The sequence below is a fragment of the Clostridium sp. CM028 genome, assembly GCF_030585565.1.
Classification (GTDB): domain Bacteria; phylum Bacillota; class Clostridia; order Clostridiales; family Clostridiaceae; genus Clostridium_AD; species Clostridium_AD estertheticum_B.
This window is the reverse complement of record NZ_CP077766.1, coordinates 1-19,106: the sequence shown is the minus strand read 5'-3', so window position 1 is coordinate 19,106 and position 19,106 is coordinate 1. Positions and strand designations below refer to the sequence as shown.

The window sequence follows — 19,106 nt, the reverse complement described above, 5'->3', positions numbered from 1 at the left end:
AGTTTAAGCCTCACTTTATTCCTAATCTACTTTAAGTATAGCCATAAATGCTTCTTGTGGAACTTCTACACTTCCCACTTGTCTCATTCTCTTTTTACCTTCTTTTTGTTTCGATAATAATTTTTTCTTTCTTGAGATATCTCCACCATAACATTTAGCTAAAACATCTTTTCTAAGTGCCTTTACAGTTTCTCTTGCTATTATCTTTGAGTTTATAGATGCTTGTATTGGTATCTCAAACATTTGTCTTGGTATAAGCTCTTTTAGTTTTTCAGCCATAATTCTTCCTCTATGGTAAGCTCTTTCCTCCGGAACAATCATAGACAGCGCATCTACTTTATCTCCTTTAAGTAAAATATCTAGTTTTACGAGCTGAGTCGTGGTATAACCCTTAAATTCATAATCAAAAGATGCATATCCTTTTGTTCTTGATTTTAAGGCATCGAAAAAGTCGTATACTATTTCATTAAGAGGCATGTCATAATTGAGCACTACTCTAGTGGTTTCTATATATTTCATATCAATATATACGCCTCTTTTTTCTTGACACAACTCCATAACTGATCCTAAATATTCTGATGGTGTTATGATAGACGCTTTAACTACTGGCTCTTCCATATAACTAATTTCCGTTGGTTCTGGAAGATTTGTAGGATTTGTTATTTCTATTAATTCTCCATTAGTTTTCATTACTTTATATATAACTGATGGGGCTGTCGTAATGATTTCTATATTAAATTCTCTTTCTATTCTTTCTTGTATTATCTCCATATGAAGAAGGCCTAAGAATCCACATCTAAATCCAAATCCTAAAGCGATAGATGTCTCGGGTTCAAATCCTAGCGCTGCATCATTTAACTGGAGCCTTTCTAGTGCCTCTTTTAATTCTCCATATCTAGCACCATCTACCGGATAAATACCACTAAACACCATAGGCACTGCTGGTTTATATCCCTTAAGCGGCTTAGACGCTGGTCTAGACGCTTCTGTTATTGTATCCCCAACTCGTGCATCCCTAACATTTTTTATAGATGCTGTTATATATCCAACATCCCCAGCACTTAGCTGCGGTACGGTCAGATAATTTGGAACAAATACTCCAACTTCTACTACATCGTATATTTTATTAGTATTCATCAGTTTAATCTTTGTTCCTGCTTTAACAATTCCATCTTTGATTCTTACATAACATACAACACCTTTATAACTATCATATGAAGAATCAAAAATTAAAGCTTTGAGTGGTGCTTCTTCATCTCCACTAGGAGGTGAAATCTTTTTTACTACAGCTTCTAGAACATCTTCTACATTAAGCCCAGTTTTCGCAGAGATTAGAGGAGCATCCTGAGCTTCAATACCTATTACGTCCTCAATTTCCTGAATTATCTCGCTTGGCCTTGCACTAGGAAGATCTATTTTGTTAATAACTGGTGCAATATCTAGGTTGTTGTCCAGAGCAAGATAGCAATTTGCTAAAGTCTGAGCTTGAATCCCTTGTGATGCATCTACTACAAGCACTGCACCTTCACAAGCAGCTAAGCTCCTTGAAACCTCATAGTTAAAATCTACATGTCCCGGAGTATCTATAAGATTGAATATGTATTCTTCTCCATTCTCCCTTTTGTAAACGAGCCTTGCTGGTTGAGATTTAATAGTAATACCTCTTTCTCTTTCGAGGTCCATATTATCAAGTACTTGTTCTTCCATTTCCCTTTTAGTTAAAGTGCCTGTCTTTTCTAATAATCTATCTGCAAGAGTAGACTTGCCGTGATCAATATGTGCAACTATCGAAAAGTTTCTTATGTATTTTTGTCTATTACTCGGCATTAATTTGTACCCCCGTTATTCTATATGAATCAAATCATTTGCTTTAGCTTAACATAAACATACTTATCCTAAAGCATATTAGTTTTATAAATTAAATTATATCATAAATATCTCTAGTTTTGTAAGCGTATTATGATTCTACATTATACTTTATTTCGCTTAATATATGTATTTTTATATTATTTTGAAAAAATACCATTGTATGTACTAATGCATTTTTTTTTCATGTTATCAAATATTTTATTATTCACATAAAAACCATAGTCCTTAGTCTCTATTCTAAAATCGACAGGTTTTAATTTAAAGCCTATTGTAAATTTCGACTTATTTCTCACAAGTTCTGTCTTATTAATATTAACTTTGATGAATCCATAAGTTAAAACAGAAAAAGAAATAAAAATCACAAGAAAATATTTAATTCTACCCTTTTTAAGCATAAAAAGTGCCTCCTTACAATTGCCCTAAATAGATAATAATTATTAATTATTATCTTCTCCTTAGTAAGGATGCACTTTTTAAAATAAATTATTCATTTTTTCCCATTTAATTGTTCTGCCATTATTCTTGATAAATACTTACCAGTATTTTTTACTTCAGAAACAGTATTCCGATCTGCGCCTACTTCAATAAGCAACGCATTATCACTTTTATTTTGACTATAAAAACCAATTCCATAATGATAAGCAAAAATTGGGTCACCTTTTATAAGATTTGGGTATAATTTATTTGATATTCCTATCATGGAATTTATTAATTTCTTTTGTTTTGCGTATCTAGGGTTTTTATCTGTCACTACGAACATAAATTTAGCTACATTTTGCCCATTTATTTTAGTAGTTACTGCATTCTTATTCTGCACACTATCTCTATGTAAATCTATAATTAAATCGAATTTTTCATATTCCTTTAAATACCTGTCTAAAGTAACTCCAGATTTTTTGTAGGCACTATTATAATCTCCTTTATCATGCACAGTTTTATCATGTATAACTGCAATTCCATATTTTTTTTCTAGTTCATCTTTAATTACATCTCCTACAGTGCAAACATTTCTTGTTTGATCTATACTATTTTCAATAGTAGATTTATCATTATCTGATGTGCGATAAGCTTCACAGGTATGCGAATGATATATTAGCACTCTAGGCTTTGCATTATTTAAAGCTTTTTTCAAAGCAGGATTATCAAGGGGTGCTACCAGATTAGAATCTTTATCTTTAGCTTCCGCTTCCGACTTACTTACCTGTTTATCTTCTAATTTAAAGGGATTAGGACTAAATTTTGAATTGCTTACATCAGAGCTAGCGTCATTATTATCCAAAAATGCAACTTCTTTCACTATTATAGATATAGGATTTAAGATATCTACTCCTAACAATGATAATGCTGAAAGTTTCACGCTATTTTCACTGTTAGTATACTGCTGCTCTGTGTTTGAGGACTTAATTACTGCTAATGTATTATTAATAACATTAACATAAAAGTAATTTCTATATTTCCCTTCATTATCCGCCTTGGCACTTTTAGGTAAAATCAGGCTTAATAAAAAAATAATGAGTAATATGAAAACACAAAAAAATATTCTAACATTACTATTTTTTTTAATAGCATATTTTGAAAAATTCGTTTTTTTACTTAGCATATTCTTATATTTACCTTTAATTTCTATACCTTTGTAACTCATCTTTATCCCCCCCGCTTATACAATATATATGAGGGAATATATGAAGTTATTACTAGTTCAAATACTTATTTATGTCCTCTAAGTCTAATGCTGGTTGTAGCGCTATATTAATACCATTTGCAATAATTTTAGAAACTGAATTTATAACCATATCAATTTCTTTTGGTGTAACTACAAGGTTACCAACATATGGATTTAATATTTCAGCAATCATCTTTTGTTTTTCTACCTTATCAATTGACTTAAGCATATTGTAAAATTCTTTGCCTTCATTTGCGGATTTAATCATTTCATCAAGTACTAAATCAATGGTATCATTCGCTAGTGTTGCCGCATCAACTACTGTTGGAATCCCAATAGCAATAACTGGCACGCCTAAGGTTTTTTCACTTATTTCCATCCTCCGATTCCCAATTCCAGCTCCTGGAGAAATTCCAGTAGTCCCTATTTGTATAGTTCTGTTGACCCTATCCATTTTTCTAGAAGCCAATGCATCAATACAAATAACTAAATTAGGTTTGATTTTCTCCACTATGCCGCGGATTATTTCACCAGTTTCCATACCAGTTATTCCTAGTACTCCAGGGGATATGGCACATACTGGCCTTATACCTTCATCTATAGAGTCGGGTACTAATTGTTTTAAATGCCTAGTCACCATTATTTTTGAAATAACTTTTGGTCCTACAGCATCAGGAGTAACGTTCCAATTACCGAGTCCAACCACGAGCGCTGTCATACTATCCTCTAATTTTATTAGCGGAGCGAGCACCTCTCCCATTACAACGCTTACTCTGTCCATAGCATCACCATCATAGTGAACAAATTCAGGAATATCAATAGTTATATATGTACCTTTTGGTTTTCCCATCATTTCTTCGCCAATATCACTTACTATTTTTACATTAGTAATTTTAATATCGCCCTTGCTATACTCTTCTACATCAACACCTGGCATCTCACCATTGTTTTCTGCTTTGTATATTTCTTTAGCTTCAACAGCTAAATCCGTTCTTACACTTATCATAATTTCACCTCAACTATATTTTTAATATTAGCTTTTCCTAATAGCCCTTTCCTATCCCTTCAAAATTTTTTTTTAGGCTTTTCACTTATTTAAAATGCGCCTTATATTAAAAATTATATATATAGATTAAATTACACTTGAAGTGATTAAATTTTAATGCTATAATATCAGTTGAATAATTAAAAAGATTCGTACGCAGTTTTACCCAAGACTGCTGACATGTTATTAAATACGAGGGTGGTGAAATTAAATGGCAAATATTCAATCAGCAAAAAAAAGAATTAGAGTTACTGCAGTTAAAACACAAAGAAACACAATGATTAAATCTGCTTTAAAAACTAAGGTAAAGAAATTTGAGACAGCTGTCGTTACTGGCAATGTTGAAGAAGCTAAAGTTACATATGCAAGCGTGGTTAAAGCTTTAGATATGGCTGTAACAAAAGGAATACTTCACATAAACAAAGCGGCAAGAAGAAAATCTAGACTAGCAGCTAAGTTAAACGCTTTAAGTTTAACAGCATAATAAAAAACCGGTGATTTACACCGGTTTTTTGTTTTTTTGTATAAGATATTTAAAGTAATAACAATTCAAAAGTAGACACGCTTAGAAATGATATTAAATCGTCATCTACGAATCTATAATGTTACATAACAGTTTTTATCATAAAAACTTCAATATTAAGCTTATCATCAGTAGACGCACTTTTTAAGATTTTTTCTGTATCGACACATAGTTCAATATTTCTCTTTAGTGCCTTTATTGTAAACTTCATACTCTGCGAGATCATTTTTTCACAAATATACGGATGAAGCTTTAATTCGCTCGCCAAAATTTCTTTTGTTTTCCCGCTATCAATGCCTAATTTAAGATTAAATAAAAGATTGAATTGTCGTCCTAGCATAAATAAGATAAGTGGTATCTTCTCTCCTTTGTATATAAGTTCATTTAAAACGTCTAGAGCTTTCTTAATATTTTTCTGAGACAAATAATCAACTAAATTAAAAATATCATTTTCACTCTTTTGAGGCATCATCTCCAAAATATCTTCTTTAGTAATTTCTCTTCCCTGCGTAAATGAAACTAATTTCTCTATTTCATTTAATATTATATCCATGTTATTGTCTACCTGGCTACAGAATAAAGTAAGTTCTGATCTCCCAATTTTCGTTCCAGCGTTTTCAAATAAATTCTTGCACTTTTTTTGAAGCGATTCCCCCCTTAATTTATCAACTTTTATGACACATGATTTTTTATCTAGTTTTTTTATTTTATTGCTTGGTTTTTCTCTGTCACTTAAAAACACATAATATATGACTAAAATGCAATGTGGTGAAGGATTTTTCAAATATTCGCCTAGCATAGCGAAATTTTTGCTTTTTATATCTCCCGAATTTTTACTTCCACCACTATCATCTAAAAATGAAGCCCTGTATACAACCACAACCTTTTTATCACTCATAAACGGCATGGTTTCACAAGCATCTATAATTGTCTCAAAATCAATTTTGCTACCATCAAATTTCGAGTAATTCAAATCCATGAAATCCTTACTTAATACATTATCGGTTATAAATTCAACATGATTTTTTATTAGTTTTTCATCCGATCCGCAAAATATATAACAATTATCTAGTTCATGTTTCTTGATTTTTTTCTCAAGCTCTGTAAAGTTAATCAAAATATTTCCTCCAACCCCTGTGAAAATTTTAATGTTCTGTTTCCTATAATTACATATTTATTTATTATTGTACCTGGTAATGTGTATGTTTCATCCTTTTTTAGCTTTACAATACATTTAAATGGTATAATTTCTTCACCGATATTATTAGATAATGCACTATCATTAAATACCGCCCTATCGGGTTCTACATTTGTGTTTTTCACAAAACACACTTGTGCTTCTAATTTATTACCATTACTAATTAGCCTAATTGCATATCTCTGTGAAAGTCTGATAGTTGAATCTCCCGTGTAACCCTTAAAAACTTTATCTACCTTCACAGGCACTTTTAAATCCTTCACATTAATATTGCCTGTGGTCACCGCAATTGTAGTTTTTTTATATTGTAATAAAACTATATCATTCTTATTTATATTTATATAGCTAATCTCGGGAAAAACCTTATAATTTTGAAAAGCAAAAATAAAAACAATGCAAATTGGAATATACTTAAATTGCCCATAACCTTTTTTAATTCCAACATAGCACAGATATAGTCCAAATACAACTAAACTCTCTAAATAAGAGAAGTATATTATTTCTGGTAATAATATACCTAGCATTTTTTGAATAAATTCTATAATCATTAAAACAGTATATAGTCCGTAGTTTACTAAATTGAACAATTGATAAATTGGGCTAAGTACTAAACCCATATTCCCCAGCACCACAACTATCGTATAGAATGGCAATAACAATAAGTTACTAAAAAGGAATCCTAAACTAAAAGTTTTAAGGGCTCCAATTGCATAAGGCATAGAAAATATTTGGGAACTTAGACTTAAACTAAAAGATTCGTTTAAAGCAGATGGTAATTTGTATAGCACCTTTTTCATTTTCTTATTATATACTATAATTCCCAGAACACAAAGGAATGAGAGCATAAAGCCTATATCAAGAATATAAAAAGGTCTAATTATTAATAGTATAATTGCCGCTAGGCTAAGAGAAGATAAGCTATCATATTTTTTATAAACCATACTTGATATTTTCAATATAAAAATCATTATAAATGCTCTTATTGTAGAGGCTTGACCTCCCGTAAATATCATATATCCAAAAGAAAATAATAAAGCTATTTTATAACCCATAATAATTTCTAAAGCTTTATATACTATTGACATGTGTAGTCCTGATACACTTATAACATGACTGATACCTAATTTTTTAAAATCTTCTTTTTGCGTTTTTTCTATGTATCCACTGTCTCCAAAACATACTGCCATAACTAAAGCAGATTTTTCTTTTCCTAATACTTCTGAAAATTTTTCATATAAGCCTCTTCTAAAACTTTCAATTTTCGATATTAAATCTTCATTACAAATCTTATAATTTTTAACTGTATATGTTCCAACGATGCCTCTTTCATACACTGCCAATTTTCGAAAATTACCATTTATCCAAAAACTTCTTCCCTGCGTTAACTCAAAGATATCGCCTTCCAAAACAATTTTCTTATTATCATATTTCGCAGTGCAATAATATGTACTTTTTTCTGAAATCCTCACTTTTAACTTTTGCTTACTTGGCAGATTAGTATTAAAATAAGAATAATAATTTATAGTTCCAATAATAAAAAAGCAAACTACTATATAAAAAAACTTTTTATCTATAGTAAAAAACATTATAGCTAAAAAGGATGCAGCTATAACTGCACCTAAAATAGGATTATTTATTAAAATCAAACAAGTAAGGCATCCCATCAATATTGTTATTGCATAATACACTAAAGGTCTAACCATAATAAACTATTCTACTTGAAAATTTATCTATTAAAAAGAACATATAAATTTGTTCCATATTTTTTTGTTTCCTTATAATTTAAGCATTATTAAAAATATACTTTCAAGCATTTTCACACCTCCACAACCTTTATTTTGTCCAATAAATATTCATACTAATCAGCTTGTTCTTATTTATTTGAATAGATTAGTATAGTATAAATATACTTTTTAATAGTAAATAGAAGACTTTAGAATAAATATCTAAAGTCTCCTTAATTTTAAATGCTTAATTTAGTTTTTTTATACTAACATTCAAAACCCTTATAACAATTTTAGAAATTGCATCTATTACGGTTTCTTCTATGATGTCTCTTATTGCAATTTATTACAACAGTATTGCAACAACAATCATCTCTGTCACAATCATTCCTGCCACAATCATCAGCTAGTAATAATAATATTATCCACCAACAACACATATATATTCCCCCCCTCTCCGAAGGCAAATATTTTTGTTTAAAATCATTTTTCCTAAGTTTCTGCCATTAATGCTTCTTTTGTTGTTATATAATATTATGCTTACTACAAAAAGGTTCCACTTAAATCATCTTCGAAGCTGAAATGTCATTAACGATAAAAAAATAACAGAATTTTTCATCTGTTATTTCAACAATTACTTCACCTTATTAATTTGTTATTTTTAGACTCTCCAATTTGAATTTCACCATCTGAATAAATATACATTCCTTGCCCTTCTCTTTCATCATTTTGCCACTGCCCTATATATTTTTCTCCCTGGGCCCAAGTATGAATTCCTTCTCCATGCCTAAGTCCATTCTTTAAGTCACCTACATATGTGTCTCCATCTGGCCATGTACAAATACCTTGACCACATTTTTCACCATTTTCCCAAAATCCTATGTATTTTTCACCATCAGGCCATGTATATATTCCATATCCATGTTTTTCATCATTACTCCACTCTCCTATATATTTTTCTCCACCTGAAAAAGCCAGTGTACCTTGGCCATGCATTTGATCATTTTTCCAAAGGCCTACATATTTACTTCCATCGCTATAACTAAAAGTGCCCTCGCCATGTTTCTTACCATCAACTCTTCCTCCTTCATAGGTTCCCCCATGAATATGTTGTGTTTTTGCAATTATAACATTATTTATTCTAATTTTATTTAAATTAGCTTTACTTAATTTTATGTTTTTCATATTCAAATCGCTCCTTTACTTATGTACTTATAATAATGCATATGCATTATCTTCTATATACTATACCATATTCTTTTTAAAATTATGCAATAATTTTCTACAAAACAAAACCTATAGGAATTAATTCCTATAGGTAATTTTTCTTAGATAATATTATCTTTGAAATCCTCTATTGTTTTGTTGTTTTTTAGCTCTTCTACAATCAGGACATCTTTGTGGTTCATTTTCGAATCCTTTTTCTTTATAAAATTCCTGTTCACCCTCAGTGAATACGAATTCTTGTGAACAATCTTTACATACTATAGTCTTATCAGCCATTTAAACATTTCTCCTTTTTAATTATATTAAGATTTAAGATCTGATTTACTTTATATGCCTAAAAAGGTAATGTTTTAATCATATCAAATATCTTGTTGTTGTTGATTTTGCAATCCCAACTCATTAAGAATAACATATATTTTGTTAATATGCAATGTTTTTTTAACACTTTTTAAAATACTAAATATTTATTGACTAGCATTTCGAGCTATTGTTAAATTAATTGTTCCCTTAACAAAATCGATAGCTTGCAGTTTACTATGCCCCTTATGTTTTATTTCCTGCTCTTCTTTTATTGCTATTGCTTTATATGGATATTCTTTCTCATTGTTTTCTACAACTTCTATTACGTAACCCCTATATTCTTCCATACTCCACCTCTTATTATTTATTTAAAATTTTGTTCATAATTATATATTTCACATATATTATTTGAAACTAAACAGTAATTTTTTTAAAACTTCCTTAACATTAACATTTGTTCGTAAAATTTAAATCTAGTTATAATTTTTCTTTTTTATCCTCCTATTCTAATGTCATTATAACACATTTTGAATAATTTGAATATTCTTTTATTAATATTATTATTCAACTTCTAACGACATTCACCTTCGCAGTAGATTATCTAATCCTCCTTTCTATGTTTCTTTTTTACTACTTTAAGTCTAAAAAAGTCTTCTCTTTCTTTTTCTTCTAAAACTTCTGTAACAAATTTGACCATTTCCTTAAATTTAGGGATTTGTATATTTTGAAGTGCATTTGCTCTCTTTTGAGTTTTTTTTATTTCCATGGCTAATCTGTAGACAGCATTTTCTACTTCTGCCAGCTCATAGGTTAAATATTTCACGTTATTAAACTCTTTCATAGACTCATCAATAGCCGCACTGCTTCTATAAAATCCATACTTTGGTTCTATTTCTTTTCTTTCAAAAATAATTTTAGGAACTTCTACACCCATAACACTTTTAAATAAAATTTTATAGTCTTTAGCTTCGCCTATGGTCATAGCTACGTCTTCTATTTCTATTATTCCTGAATTTATATTTGCAGATTCTAGCGCTTTATATGCCTTTGAAAAAGTTATATTTACCTCATCTTGAAGTTCGCGCGCCTTAGATACATAAGACATCATTTCTCTTATAAGTACACTTCTCTTTTTATCTAATAGTTCAAAGCCTTTTTCAGAAAAGTCCAAGGAATTTTTAGCAGCCATTAATGTAGATTTAGTTGGTGCAAATGTTTCCATATTACTCCACCACTATTTTATAATATTTTTCTAAAATCTTAGGTGAAACCCTATCCAACTCATTACTCGGCAATATGCTAAGAACTTCCCAAGCTAAATCTAAAGTTTCTGTCATATCTCTATTTTCATCATACTCCTGTTTTAAAAACTTTTCTTCAAATGCTCTACCAAAATCCATATATATCTTATCTATTTCTGAAAGCTCATCTTCTCCTATAACTTGAGCTAGTGCTATTACATCCTGAACCCTAGAGTAGGCTGCAAATATTTGATTTGATACATCTCCATGATCTTCCCTTGTAAAGCCTTCGCCAATGCCATCTTTCATAAGTCTCGACAGGGAAGGAAGGATGTTTACTGGCGGATAAAAGCCTCTTTGCTCTATTCCGCGACTTAAAACAATTTGCCCTTCGGTTATGAACCCTGTAAGATCTGGTACTGGATGCGTTATGTCATCATTAGGCATAGTTAATATAGGTATTTGTGTTATACTACCCTTTCTCCCTTTCATCATTCCAGCCCTCTCATACAGTGACGCTAGATCCGAATATAAATATCCTGGATAACCTTTTCTACTTGGAACTTCTTCTTTTAAGGAAGAAAGTTCTCTTAACGCTTCACAATAATTAGTCATATCTGTAAGTATTACAAGTACATGCATGTCCTCTTCAAATGCTAAGTATTCTGCAGCAGTCAATGCACATCTTGGAGTTATTATTCTCTCAACAATAGGATCGTCTGCTAGATTTGTAAACATAACCACCTTTTCAAGCACACCCGCTTCTTCAAAACTTTTCTTAAAGAAGTTAGAATCATCATACTTTATGCCCATAGCTCCAAATACTATACAAAATTTTTCATCAACCTCATCAGAAATTTTTGCTTGCCTTACAATTTGTGCTGCCAGTTCATTATGCGCCATACCATTTCCAGAAAATATAGGAAGCTTTTGCCCTCTTATTAATGTAGCAAGACAGTCTATAGATGATATTCCTGTTTGTATATAGTTTCTAGGGTATTTTCTAGCTACAGGATTCATAGGCCTTCCATTTATATCGTATTTTTTTGAAGAATAAACTTCGCCACCATTATCTCTTGGATCGCCTATCCCGTTAAATTCTCTTCCCAATATATCCTTTGTAAGAGCTATTTTAAAAGATTCCCCTCTGAAATGAACTGATGTATTGTTGACAGACATACCAGTTGTGGTTTCAAAAACTTGTATTATAGCCTTGTCTTTATAAATTTGAACAACCTTCCCTTTTTTGTTATACTTTCCATCCACCACTATATCAACAATTTCATCATATGCTACATCTTCAACACTGGAAAGTATAATTAAAGGCCCTTGAATTTTATTTAACATTAAATATTCTTTTTTCATATTGGACCTCCCTGCTGGTCTCTATAATGTAGATAATAATCATTATCTATATTTTTCTATAATTCCATCAAAATAATTCACTAATTCACTTTCTAAATCATCTATTATCGAAAGCTCATCATTGGGTACATTGTATTTCATTTTATAAAGCTTTTCCATTAATTCTTTGTTTATTATAACAGAAATTGGTATTCCAAATTTCACAGCCCTGCTTGCATTATCATAAAACGATTCTATAACTTTAAGCATTTTATATTGTTTGTTTAAAGGTGCATAAGTATCTACAGTATTATAGGCATTTTGTTGCAAAAATGATATTTTAAGGCATTTCGAAACCTCTATAATCAACCTTTGCGCGTCCGGCAGCACATCTTCACCTACCAATTTAACTATCTCCAGAAGCTTATTTTCTTCATATAAAAGTTTAAGCATCTTTGCTCTTAAGTCCATTACGTCTCCCGCCACGTTTTCCTCATACCACTCCTTTAAAAGTGATAAATAGCCACTATAACTAGCTAACCAGTTTATTGCTGGATAGTGCCTTGCATAAGCTAATTTTTTATCAAGTCCTAAAAAAACAGAAACGAATCTTTTAGTATTTTGAGTAACAGGTTCTGAGAAATCTCCTCCCGCAGGCGACACTGCCCCAATTACAGTAACAGAACCCTCTGTATTATTTAAGTTTTCTACATAACCCGCTCTTTCATAAAACTCTGCAATTCTTGATGGGAGATAGGCTGGATAACCTTCCTCAGCAGGCATCTCTTCAAGTCTTCCAGAGATTTCACGTAAGGCTTCTGCCCATCTCGAAGTAGAATCCGCCATTATAGCAACGTGATATCCCATATCCCTAAAATATTCCGCTATAGTTATTCCTGTATAAATACTTGCTTCTCTTGCAGCTACGGGCATGTTTGATGTATTAGCTATAAGCACAGTCCTATTCATAAGTGGTAAATCCGTTCTAGGATCTATAAGTTTCGGGAACTCTTCTAGAACTTCTGTCATTTCATTTCCTCTTTCTCCGCAACCAATGTACACTATAATATCTGCATCAGACCACTTTGCAAGCTGATGTTGGGTTATAGTCTTTCCAGTACCGAACCCCCCAGGGATAGCGCAAGTTCCTCCTTTAGCCAAAGGGAAGAATATATCTATTATTCTTTGGCCCGTGATAAGTGGTTTAAAAATAGTTTTTTTATCTTTTACCGGTCTTGGCGTTCTGCAAGGCCAATATTGATAAAGTTTAAGTTCATAATTTTCCGCGCCTTGCTTTAATTTTGCTACTGTGGTTTCTATATTGTATTTTCCATTTTCGCATGCCCAGGTTACAGTTCCAAAAACCCCTGGAGGAACCATTATCTTATGCATAATGGATGCAGTTTCTTGAACGTTTGCGTATATTTGTCCTTCTTTTAATTCATCTCCAAGCTTTACGATAATGTCTACATCCCAAAGTTTTTCTTCATCAAGAGAAATGAGCCCTATACCCTCTGGTAAAAATCCATAAGACATTTCATTTATCTTTTCTAGTGGCCTCTCAATTCCATCAAATATATTTCCGAGTATTCCTGGCCCTAATTTAAGAGAAAGAGGACTCCCAGTAGAAATTACAGGTTCACCTATCTTAAGACCGCTAGTTTCTTCATAAACCTGAATAGTTGCAAAGTCTTCTTCTATTATTATTATTTCACCTATAAGCTTCCTCGCGCCTACCATAACCATTTCTCTCATTTTGAAGCCCTTCATGTGTTCAGCTTTTATAACTGGACCATTTACTCCGATTATGTTTCCTACCATGTTATTCCTCCCCTTTTTAGGCCAGCATTTCCATAACTCTAACACCAATTGTTTCTTTACTATCTTGTAATGCAGCATATATACTATTATTTATAATAAATATTCCTTCAAAATCTTTTAGTATATGTCCACCTATAAAGTCTTCTTCTGAAATTTTCACTTCAAAATTATGATCACAATACTCCTTTAGTATAAGTCCAATTTCACTTTGAAATTTTTCGTAATCCCTTTTTAGTACTATAATATAGTAGTTTCCTTTATCCATCGCATTTAAAGTCTTTTTAAGGTTACTTATGAAATACGGTTTATATTCCTCACAACTAACAAATTGTACAAGCTTTACCCGAACATTTTCTAGAGCATCACTAATCAACTTATCCTTAAGGAACAACACTTCTCTTTGTTTATTAAGCCTTTCTTTTGCTACTATTCCATTTGCTTTAATATTAGTTTTTTTTGTAACTTCCCTTTGGATGCTCCGTCTAAGCTCTTCTATCTTTTCTTTTTCTATATTGATTTTTTTTTCAGCCTCAAAACTGAATGTTTCTAATTTTTCTTCTTTTTCTTTATTTACCTTGTCATATATTATCTTAGAAAATAAATTTATCTTATCTTCAATTGTGGTCATAACTAACCCTCCTGCGAATTCTTATGCTCCTATTATACTTGTATAATTATTATATCTTAATCCCTATAGCCTCTTTAACGTATCTTAATATAGAGTCACTACCACGATTCCAGCCGTGCCTATCTGGAATTTCCACCAAAAGGGGTCTTTCTCTTGATAATTTTATGACGCTTACCTCGTCTGGTATTAAAAGAGCAATTTTCTCTGTTATTATTATTATTCCTATTCCCTGATTTTTTTTTAATTCTTTTATTTTTTCTAATATTTTTTCTTTTTCATGAAGAACAATGCCTTCTATTCCTGCCATTTTCATCCCTACAAAAGTATCCACATTATCACTTATTAAATAACTTGTCATAATCCTCTCTCCTAAAAAATTATAATTTCGAAAGTATCATTATTGATATAATAAGTCCGTATATAGCAATACCTTCTCCAAGGCCAACAAAGATAAGCGTTTTTCCTAGTATCTTAGGATCTTCTGATACCGCACCTAATGCTGAAGAACCAACTGCCCCTACAGCATAGCCTGCGCCAATAGTTGCAAGTCCTGTGGAAAGCCCAGCTGCTAAATACCCAAGTCCAGCAGCCGGGTTCACTGCAACTGTTCCCGCTGCGCGTGCTACGCTTGGAATATTCACGATCAAAGCTCCCATCATAACTGGTATAAATACACCTAAATTTATTTTTAGCGCTTTTTTTACCTTTTTCCTCCCCAAAACATCTATTTTACTTTGAGAAACGACTCCATACGTAATAGTAACTATAACAACACAAAATGTTAACATTAATAAAATAGTCATAATTCTTATTCCTCCTTCTAATATCTAGTGCACTAACTTTCAAATTTATATATTCCATTTTTTTACACAAAATGCATGTTTATATATATGTTACTTAATTTCAATCTGCACAGGTTCAAAAGCAATCCCTGCCCCTTCATAATACTTACTGAATAATTCATAATACTCAAGTCTTAACCCTTGTATAAATACGATTAACCCTTCAAGGCATATAATTATTACATTTCCAATTATTAATATTAGCACTGAAGCAAATCCACTCTTAGTCATAGAAGCCATAGCAGAAAATGCAACAAACAAACCCACATGATTTAATGCAAATGCACCTACTCTTATGAATGAAAGTGTATTAGAAAACATAGATAACAATGTTTCTATTACCTCAAAACCTGATTCTATAAAATAATCCTTAGTTCCAGATTCAAATAATATTTTTTTACCTTTAATAATATTCGCAAGCGGCTCCTTTAGTAATATCAGTAATAAAAAGAAAAGAAAATATATCATCCAAATAGCTTTCGGTAATAATGGCTTTTTATAGATTATAGATACTATTAGTATTAAAGCTCCAATATAGAACATAAAACCTGCTAGTCCTTCTTTTCCAAAAAGTCCACGTTCTATATCTTTCCTTCTTAAACTATTAGTAATCCCTAATATAAATCCTAAAATTAAGAAACCACATCCAAATATTATAGCTCCAATTAACATATCGTTAATATCTTCCATCGGTCTAATTAGCAATGCATTAATTACTCTTTCAGAACCAAATACACTCCCATATAGAAATCCAAATATTATAGAACTTACCCCCAGGGTTTCAAAAATCCCGCCTATATTACTTCTACCTGACTTACTTTTCAGCATAACTCCTGCTAAAAGCAATACTAATCCTTGTCCTGCATCACCAAACATAGCACCAAACATTAGAGTATAAGTTATTGCCAAAAACCTAGTAGGATCGATTTCATCATAGCTAGGAACACCATACATGAAAAGCAAACTCTCAAATGGTTTAAACAATTTGTTGTTTATAAGCATTGTTGGTGGAGTTATAGCTTTATTAGTTCTCTCATTAGGCTCTTTTTTAATAATCAATATTCTATCATCAAAACTCAAAAGTAACTTATCAATGCTCTCCATAAAACTTTTAGGTATCCAACCAGAAAGATAAAAAAATTCATTTGTGCACGCCGCACTCTTTTTAATTTCTCCAGACTTTTGCTCCAATTCATAACTATTTTCTATATTTTTTATAGTTTTGTAATTTCCCTTTAGAAAATCACTAAGTTCCATTTTAATTTTCGTTGTAGATTCTTGCACTTGATATATTTCCGCACGAACAACCACCGCCACGTCCCTTGGAATGCCTATGTAATGATTAGGCACTAGAATTCTTTCGCAATTTGCCGATTTAAAAATTCTTTCCGTTTCTGTTAGCAAAAGCATTGGAGTAAATGCTATAAATATAACAAAATCTTTTTCCTTATAGACAGTTTCTATTACTGATGGAATATTTTCATAATTGGCTTTTAGTTTAACCATGTTTTGCTCTGGCACTTTATATAAATCCATTTGGAAATTTTTCATAGCAGTAATCTCTTCCATAGGAATAGATACATCATTTAAAAATCCTAAGGCCTCATATGTGTTTTTAAGGTATTGCTCCTTTTGTTTTAAATCCTCAAATTCTTTGTTTAAAACCATATATTTATCATATACTTCCGCTAGCTTATTCTCTATGGTATCAAAATCAAAAATCATCTCTTTAATATATTCGCAACTTATATCAACAGTATTTTGAGCCTTTGCAAGCTTTTCAACATGTTTTAAACTTATATTATATTCTTTATCATATAAGTAAGGTCTTATATAGTTTACATCCATTAAAGCCTCTATATTGCCCTCTGAAGTTTTTAATACAAAATCTGACGAGTTTATTTCTTGCAAAGCACTTACTGGCTGCATGCAGCCTTCTAGTGCTAATAATTTAGTTAATTTATCAAAATCGGACATTTCACCTACTAAATTAACCATATGCATTTTTTCTATAGACACAAAATCACCTCCTGCTTTTTTCTGGGGTAGATAAGCATTTATAATGTGACAGAAACATAATTTATACCTTCATTCATATCCATATCGTATCTTTTTTGTTCTACTATAGATATAATATCTTTTATTTCAATCCTATAAAACGCAAGATAACTCATAGCCATGCTAATATTTGTTTTATTCTCTCTAAGATTTTTTTTGAAATATTTTTTTTGAAATTCACGTTGTCGTTTTTCAATGGAATTAAAATCATCTTTTTCATATATCTTTGCATATGGTGTTTTTTCTATTATATTATAAAATTCTTCCATATTATTTATATAACAAAGCTTTCTAATATTTTCCTTTGAAAGCTTATACCCATTATATATGGTGTAGTTAAACAGCTCCTCAGAAGGTATATTGTAAAAAATCTTTCCTCTATATATCCATCCTAAATTTAAAAGATCTGCTTCCAATCCTAATATACTGTGTACCACTTCTTTATTCTCATTGTCCAAATGCTTGAGTTCGCGTCGTACAGACATAAAATAAACAAAATCAAGTTCTGTTTCAATTCTAAACAAACCTTTTTCACTGATGCCCCTAGCTAAATTTTTTAGACTTTTATAATATATGCTCCCTTTTAGTCCATCTATTACCTCTTCTGTATTTTTTAAGGCTAATAAATAATCATAATTTATTGTATTTAAAGAACTTCTTGCAATTAGCTTGTTTTCTATTTCGTCGCAACGTAGGCCTAAATATTTGCCTCTAATAATTATTTTTAAATCTTCTATTTCCCATCTTACAAAAAAAACTTTTATAAGCTTCCTGTATTCACCATCAAAATAATTTATAAATTTGCTATAAATACTTGTATAGTATCTATTTAAAATAATCTCTAAATTACCCCTATGTATTTTCTCTAAGTTGTATTCTCCTAAAAGCTCCCCATAGCTCGTATCCTCTTTTAATACTTTAACAGTACTTTTAAAATCTTTACACTTTAGTAATTTCAAATATTGATCTCCGCTTATCATCTTTCCCATCATTGCCTTTACTTTAGAATTAATAGCACTAAACTTAACAATACTTCCCATATATTCCCACCCCTATGATAGCGTTAAATACTTCATCTACTATTTTTAATTTATTGTTTTGATATTTTTTATTAATATTTTTTAATACTTTTTCTTTTTCTTTTCTTATGATTTCAGCTTTAAACTCCGCCTCCATCATCTTTTCATTACTTATAGTATTCTTAATGTTTTTAGATTCTTCTTGAAAGCTAACCTTCATATCCTTTATTATATTTTCAAATTCATCTTGTTTTTCTTTTAACATTTCATCAATGCCCTTCCTATAGCTTTCAGCATCTTTGTCTATACTCATTATTTTATTAGTTATAAATTCCAAAACATCACCCCCAATATTTATAATTAATACTTATTTTTATATTTTCTCATAATTTGGAATGTTGACTATATTCTCATTATATTACCTTTAATGCATAATGTCGAAAGCGATTTTGGGCATAATATAAGCCTTCGATAAGGGATCTGAGCTTTATTACAATATATACCATACAAAGCTAACGCTACCTATGTTTATCTCTTGCCCCCTACATAAAAACCATGACAGTTTCTTAGGGTAAGTTGTATAATGAAATGACCGAAGAGTAAC

The 19,106-nt window shown here is 30.9% G+C and carries 20 protein-coding genes; 1 reads left to right on the top strand and 19 read right to left on the bottom strand.

The window, feature by feature from the left end; genetic code table 11:
- Window positions 1-21: 21 nt before the first annotated feature.
- From lepA to gpr, 4 genes are all read right to left on the bottom strand, one after another.
- Window positions 22-1,827 carry a translation elongation factor 4 gene (gene lepA / locus KTC94_RS00100; RefSeq protein ID WP_216301794.1) on the bottom strand — a complete coding sequence of 602 codons (1,806 nt, stop codon included), beginning with the start codon at window positions 1,825-1,827 and terminating at the stop codon, window positions 22-24.
- Window positions 1,828-2,006: 179 nt separating this feature from the next.
- Complete coding sequence (locus KTC94_RS00095) at window positions 2,007-2,264, bottom strand: hypothetical protein (protein WP_216301793.1); 258 nt, start codon at window positions 2,262-2,264, stop codon at window positions 2,007-2,009.
- Between the two features lie 92 nt (window positions 2,265-2,356).
- Window positions 2,357-3,511, bottom strand: coding sequence for a stage II sporulation protein P (locus KTC94_RS00090; protein WP_220285960.1), 1,155 nt, complete (start codon window positions 3,509-3,511; stop codon window positions 2,357-2,359).
- 52 nt (window positions 3,512-3,563) lie between these two features.
- The gene (gene gpr / locus KTC94_RS00085; RefSeq protein WP_216301791.1) at window positions 3,564-4,538 is read right to left on the bottom strand and encodes a GPR endopeptidase; all 975 of its coding nucleotides are present in this window, start codon (window positions 4,536-4,538) and stop codon (window positions 3,564-3,566) included.
- 250 nt (window positions 4,539-4,788) lie between these two features.
- Between gpr and rpsT the strand changes: the two genes are divergently transcribed.
- On the top strand, window positions 4,789-5,061 hold the full coding sequence (gene rpsT / locus KTC94_RS00080) for a 30S ribosomal protein S20 (RefSeq protein ID WP_165413726.1): 273 nt from the start codon (window positions 4,789-4,791) through the stop codon (window positions 5,059-5,061).
- 121 nt (window positions 5,062-5,182) lie between these two features.
- Here rpsT and holA read toward each other — a convergent pair whose 3' ends face one another.
- From holA to KTC94_RS00005, 15 genes are all read right to left on the bottom strand, one after another.
- On the bottom strand, window positions 5,183-6,217 hold the full coding sequence (holA, locus tag KTC94_RS00075) for a DNA polymerase III subunit delta (protein ID WP_220285961.1): 1,035 nt from the start codon (window positions 6,215-6,217) through the stop codon (window positions 5,183-5,185).
- The gene (locus KTC94_RS00070; protein WP_220319466.1) at window positions 6,214-8,001 is read right to left on the bottom strand and encodes a ComEC/Rec2 family competence protein; all 1,788 of its coding nucleotides are present in this window, start codon (window positions 7,999-8,001) and stop codon (window positions 6,214-6,216) included. The genes holA and KTC94_RS00070 overlap by 4 nt, the downstream gene beginning before the upstream one ends.
- Before the next feature lie 314 nt (window positions 8,002-8,315).
- Window positions 8,316-8,462, bottom strand: a complete 147-nt coding sequence (locus tag KTC94_RS00065; RefSeq protein ID WP_220319465.1) for a hypothetical protein — start codon at window positions 8,460-8,462, stop codon at window positions 8,316-8,318.
- A 199-nt stretch (window positions 8,463-8,661) separates the two neighbouring features.
- Window positions 8,662-9,207 carry an MORN repeat-containing protein gene (locus KTC94_RS00060; RefSeq protein WP_165413722.1) on the bottom strand — a complete coding sequence of 182 codons (546 nt, stop codon included), beginning with the start codon at window positions 9,205-9,207 and terminating at the stop codon, window positions 8,662-8,664.
- A gap of 153 nt (window positions 9,208-9,360) precedes the next feature.
- Window positions 9,361-9,525, bottom strand: a complete 165-nt coding sequence (locus tag KTC94_RS00055; RefSeq protein WP_165413721.1) for a zinc-ribbon domain-containing protein — start codon at window positions 9,523-9,525, stop codon at window positions 9,361-9,363.
- Between the two features lie 188 nt (window positions 9,526-9,713).
- Window positions 9,714-9,896: a hypothetical protein gene (locus KTC94_RS00050; RefSeq protein ID WP_165413720.1), complete on the bottom strand. Its 183-nt coding sequence runs from the start codon at window positions 9,894-9,896 to the stop codon at window positions 9,714-9,716.
- Between the two features lie 254 nt (window positions 9,897-10,150).
- Window positions 10,151-10,771: a V-type ATP synthase subunit D gene (locus KTC94_RS00045; protein WP_220319464.1), complete on the bottom strand. Its 621-nt coding sequence runs from the start codon at window positions 10,769-10,771 to the stop codon at window positions 10,151-10,153.
- 1 nt (window position 10,772) lies between these two features.
- Entirely contained in the window at window positions 10,773-12,155 is a 1,383-nt protein-coding gene (locus tag KTC94_RS00040) for a V-type ATP synthase subunit B (protein ID WP_165413718.1), read from the bottom strand.
- A gap of 42 nt (window positions 12,156-12,197) precedes the next feature.
- Window positions 12,198-13,955: a V-type ATP synthase subunit A gene (locus KTC94_RS00035; protein ID WP_216301788.1), complete on the bottom strand. Its 1,758-nt coding sequence runs from the start codon at window positions 13,953-13,955 to the stop codon at window positions 12,198-12,200.
- A gap of 16 nt (window positions 13,956-13,971) precedes the next feature.
- Window positions 13,972-14,583: a V-type ATP synthase subunit E gene (locus KTC94_RS00030; RefSeq protein ID WP_220319463.1), complete on the bottom strand. Its 612-nt coding sequence runs from the start codon at window positions 14,581-14,583 to the stop codon at window positions 13,972-13,974.
- 49 nt (window positions 14,584-14,632) lie between these two features.
- Window positions 14,633-14,941 (bottom strand): V-type ATP synthase subunit F, encoded by a 309-nt coding sequence (locus KTC94_RS00025; protein ID WP_216301786.1) that lies wholly within the window; start codon window positions 14,939-14,941, stop codon window positions 14,633-14,635.
- 19 nt (window positions 14,942-14,960) lie between these two features.
- Window positions 14,961-15,386: an ATP synthase subunit C gene (locus KTC94_RS00020; RefSeq protein ID WP_216301785.1), complete on the bottom strand. Its 426-nt coding sequence runs from the start codon at window positions 15,384-15,386 to the stop codon at window positions 14,961-14,963.
- 90 nt (window positions 15,387-15,476) lie between these two features.
- Window positions 15,477-17,444 carry a V-type ATP synthase subunit I gene (locus KTC94_RS00015; RefSeq protein ID WP_220319462.1) on the bottom strand — a complete coding sequence of 656 codons (1,968 nt, stop codon included), beginning with the start codon at window positions 17,442-17,444 and terminating at the stop codon, window positions 15,477-15,479.
- A 38-nt stretch (window positions 17,445-17,482) separates the two neighbouring features.
- On the bottom strand, window positions 17,483-18,523 hold the full coding sequence (locus KTC94_RS00010; protein ID WP_216301783.1) for a V-type ATPase subunit: 1,041 nt from the start codon (window positions 18,521-18,523) through the stop codon (window positions 17,483-17,485).
- Entirely contained in the window at window positions 18,507-18,839 is a 333-nt protein-coding gene (locus KTC94_RS00005) for a hypothetical protein (protein WP_216301782.1), read from the bottom strand. Before KTC94_RS00005 ends, KTC94_RS00010 begins: the two co-directional genes overlap by 17 nt.
- Window positions 18,840-19,106 lie beyond the last annotated feature (267 nt).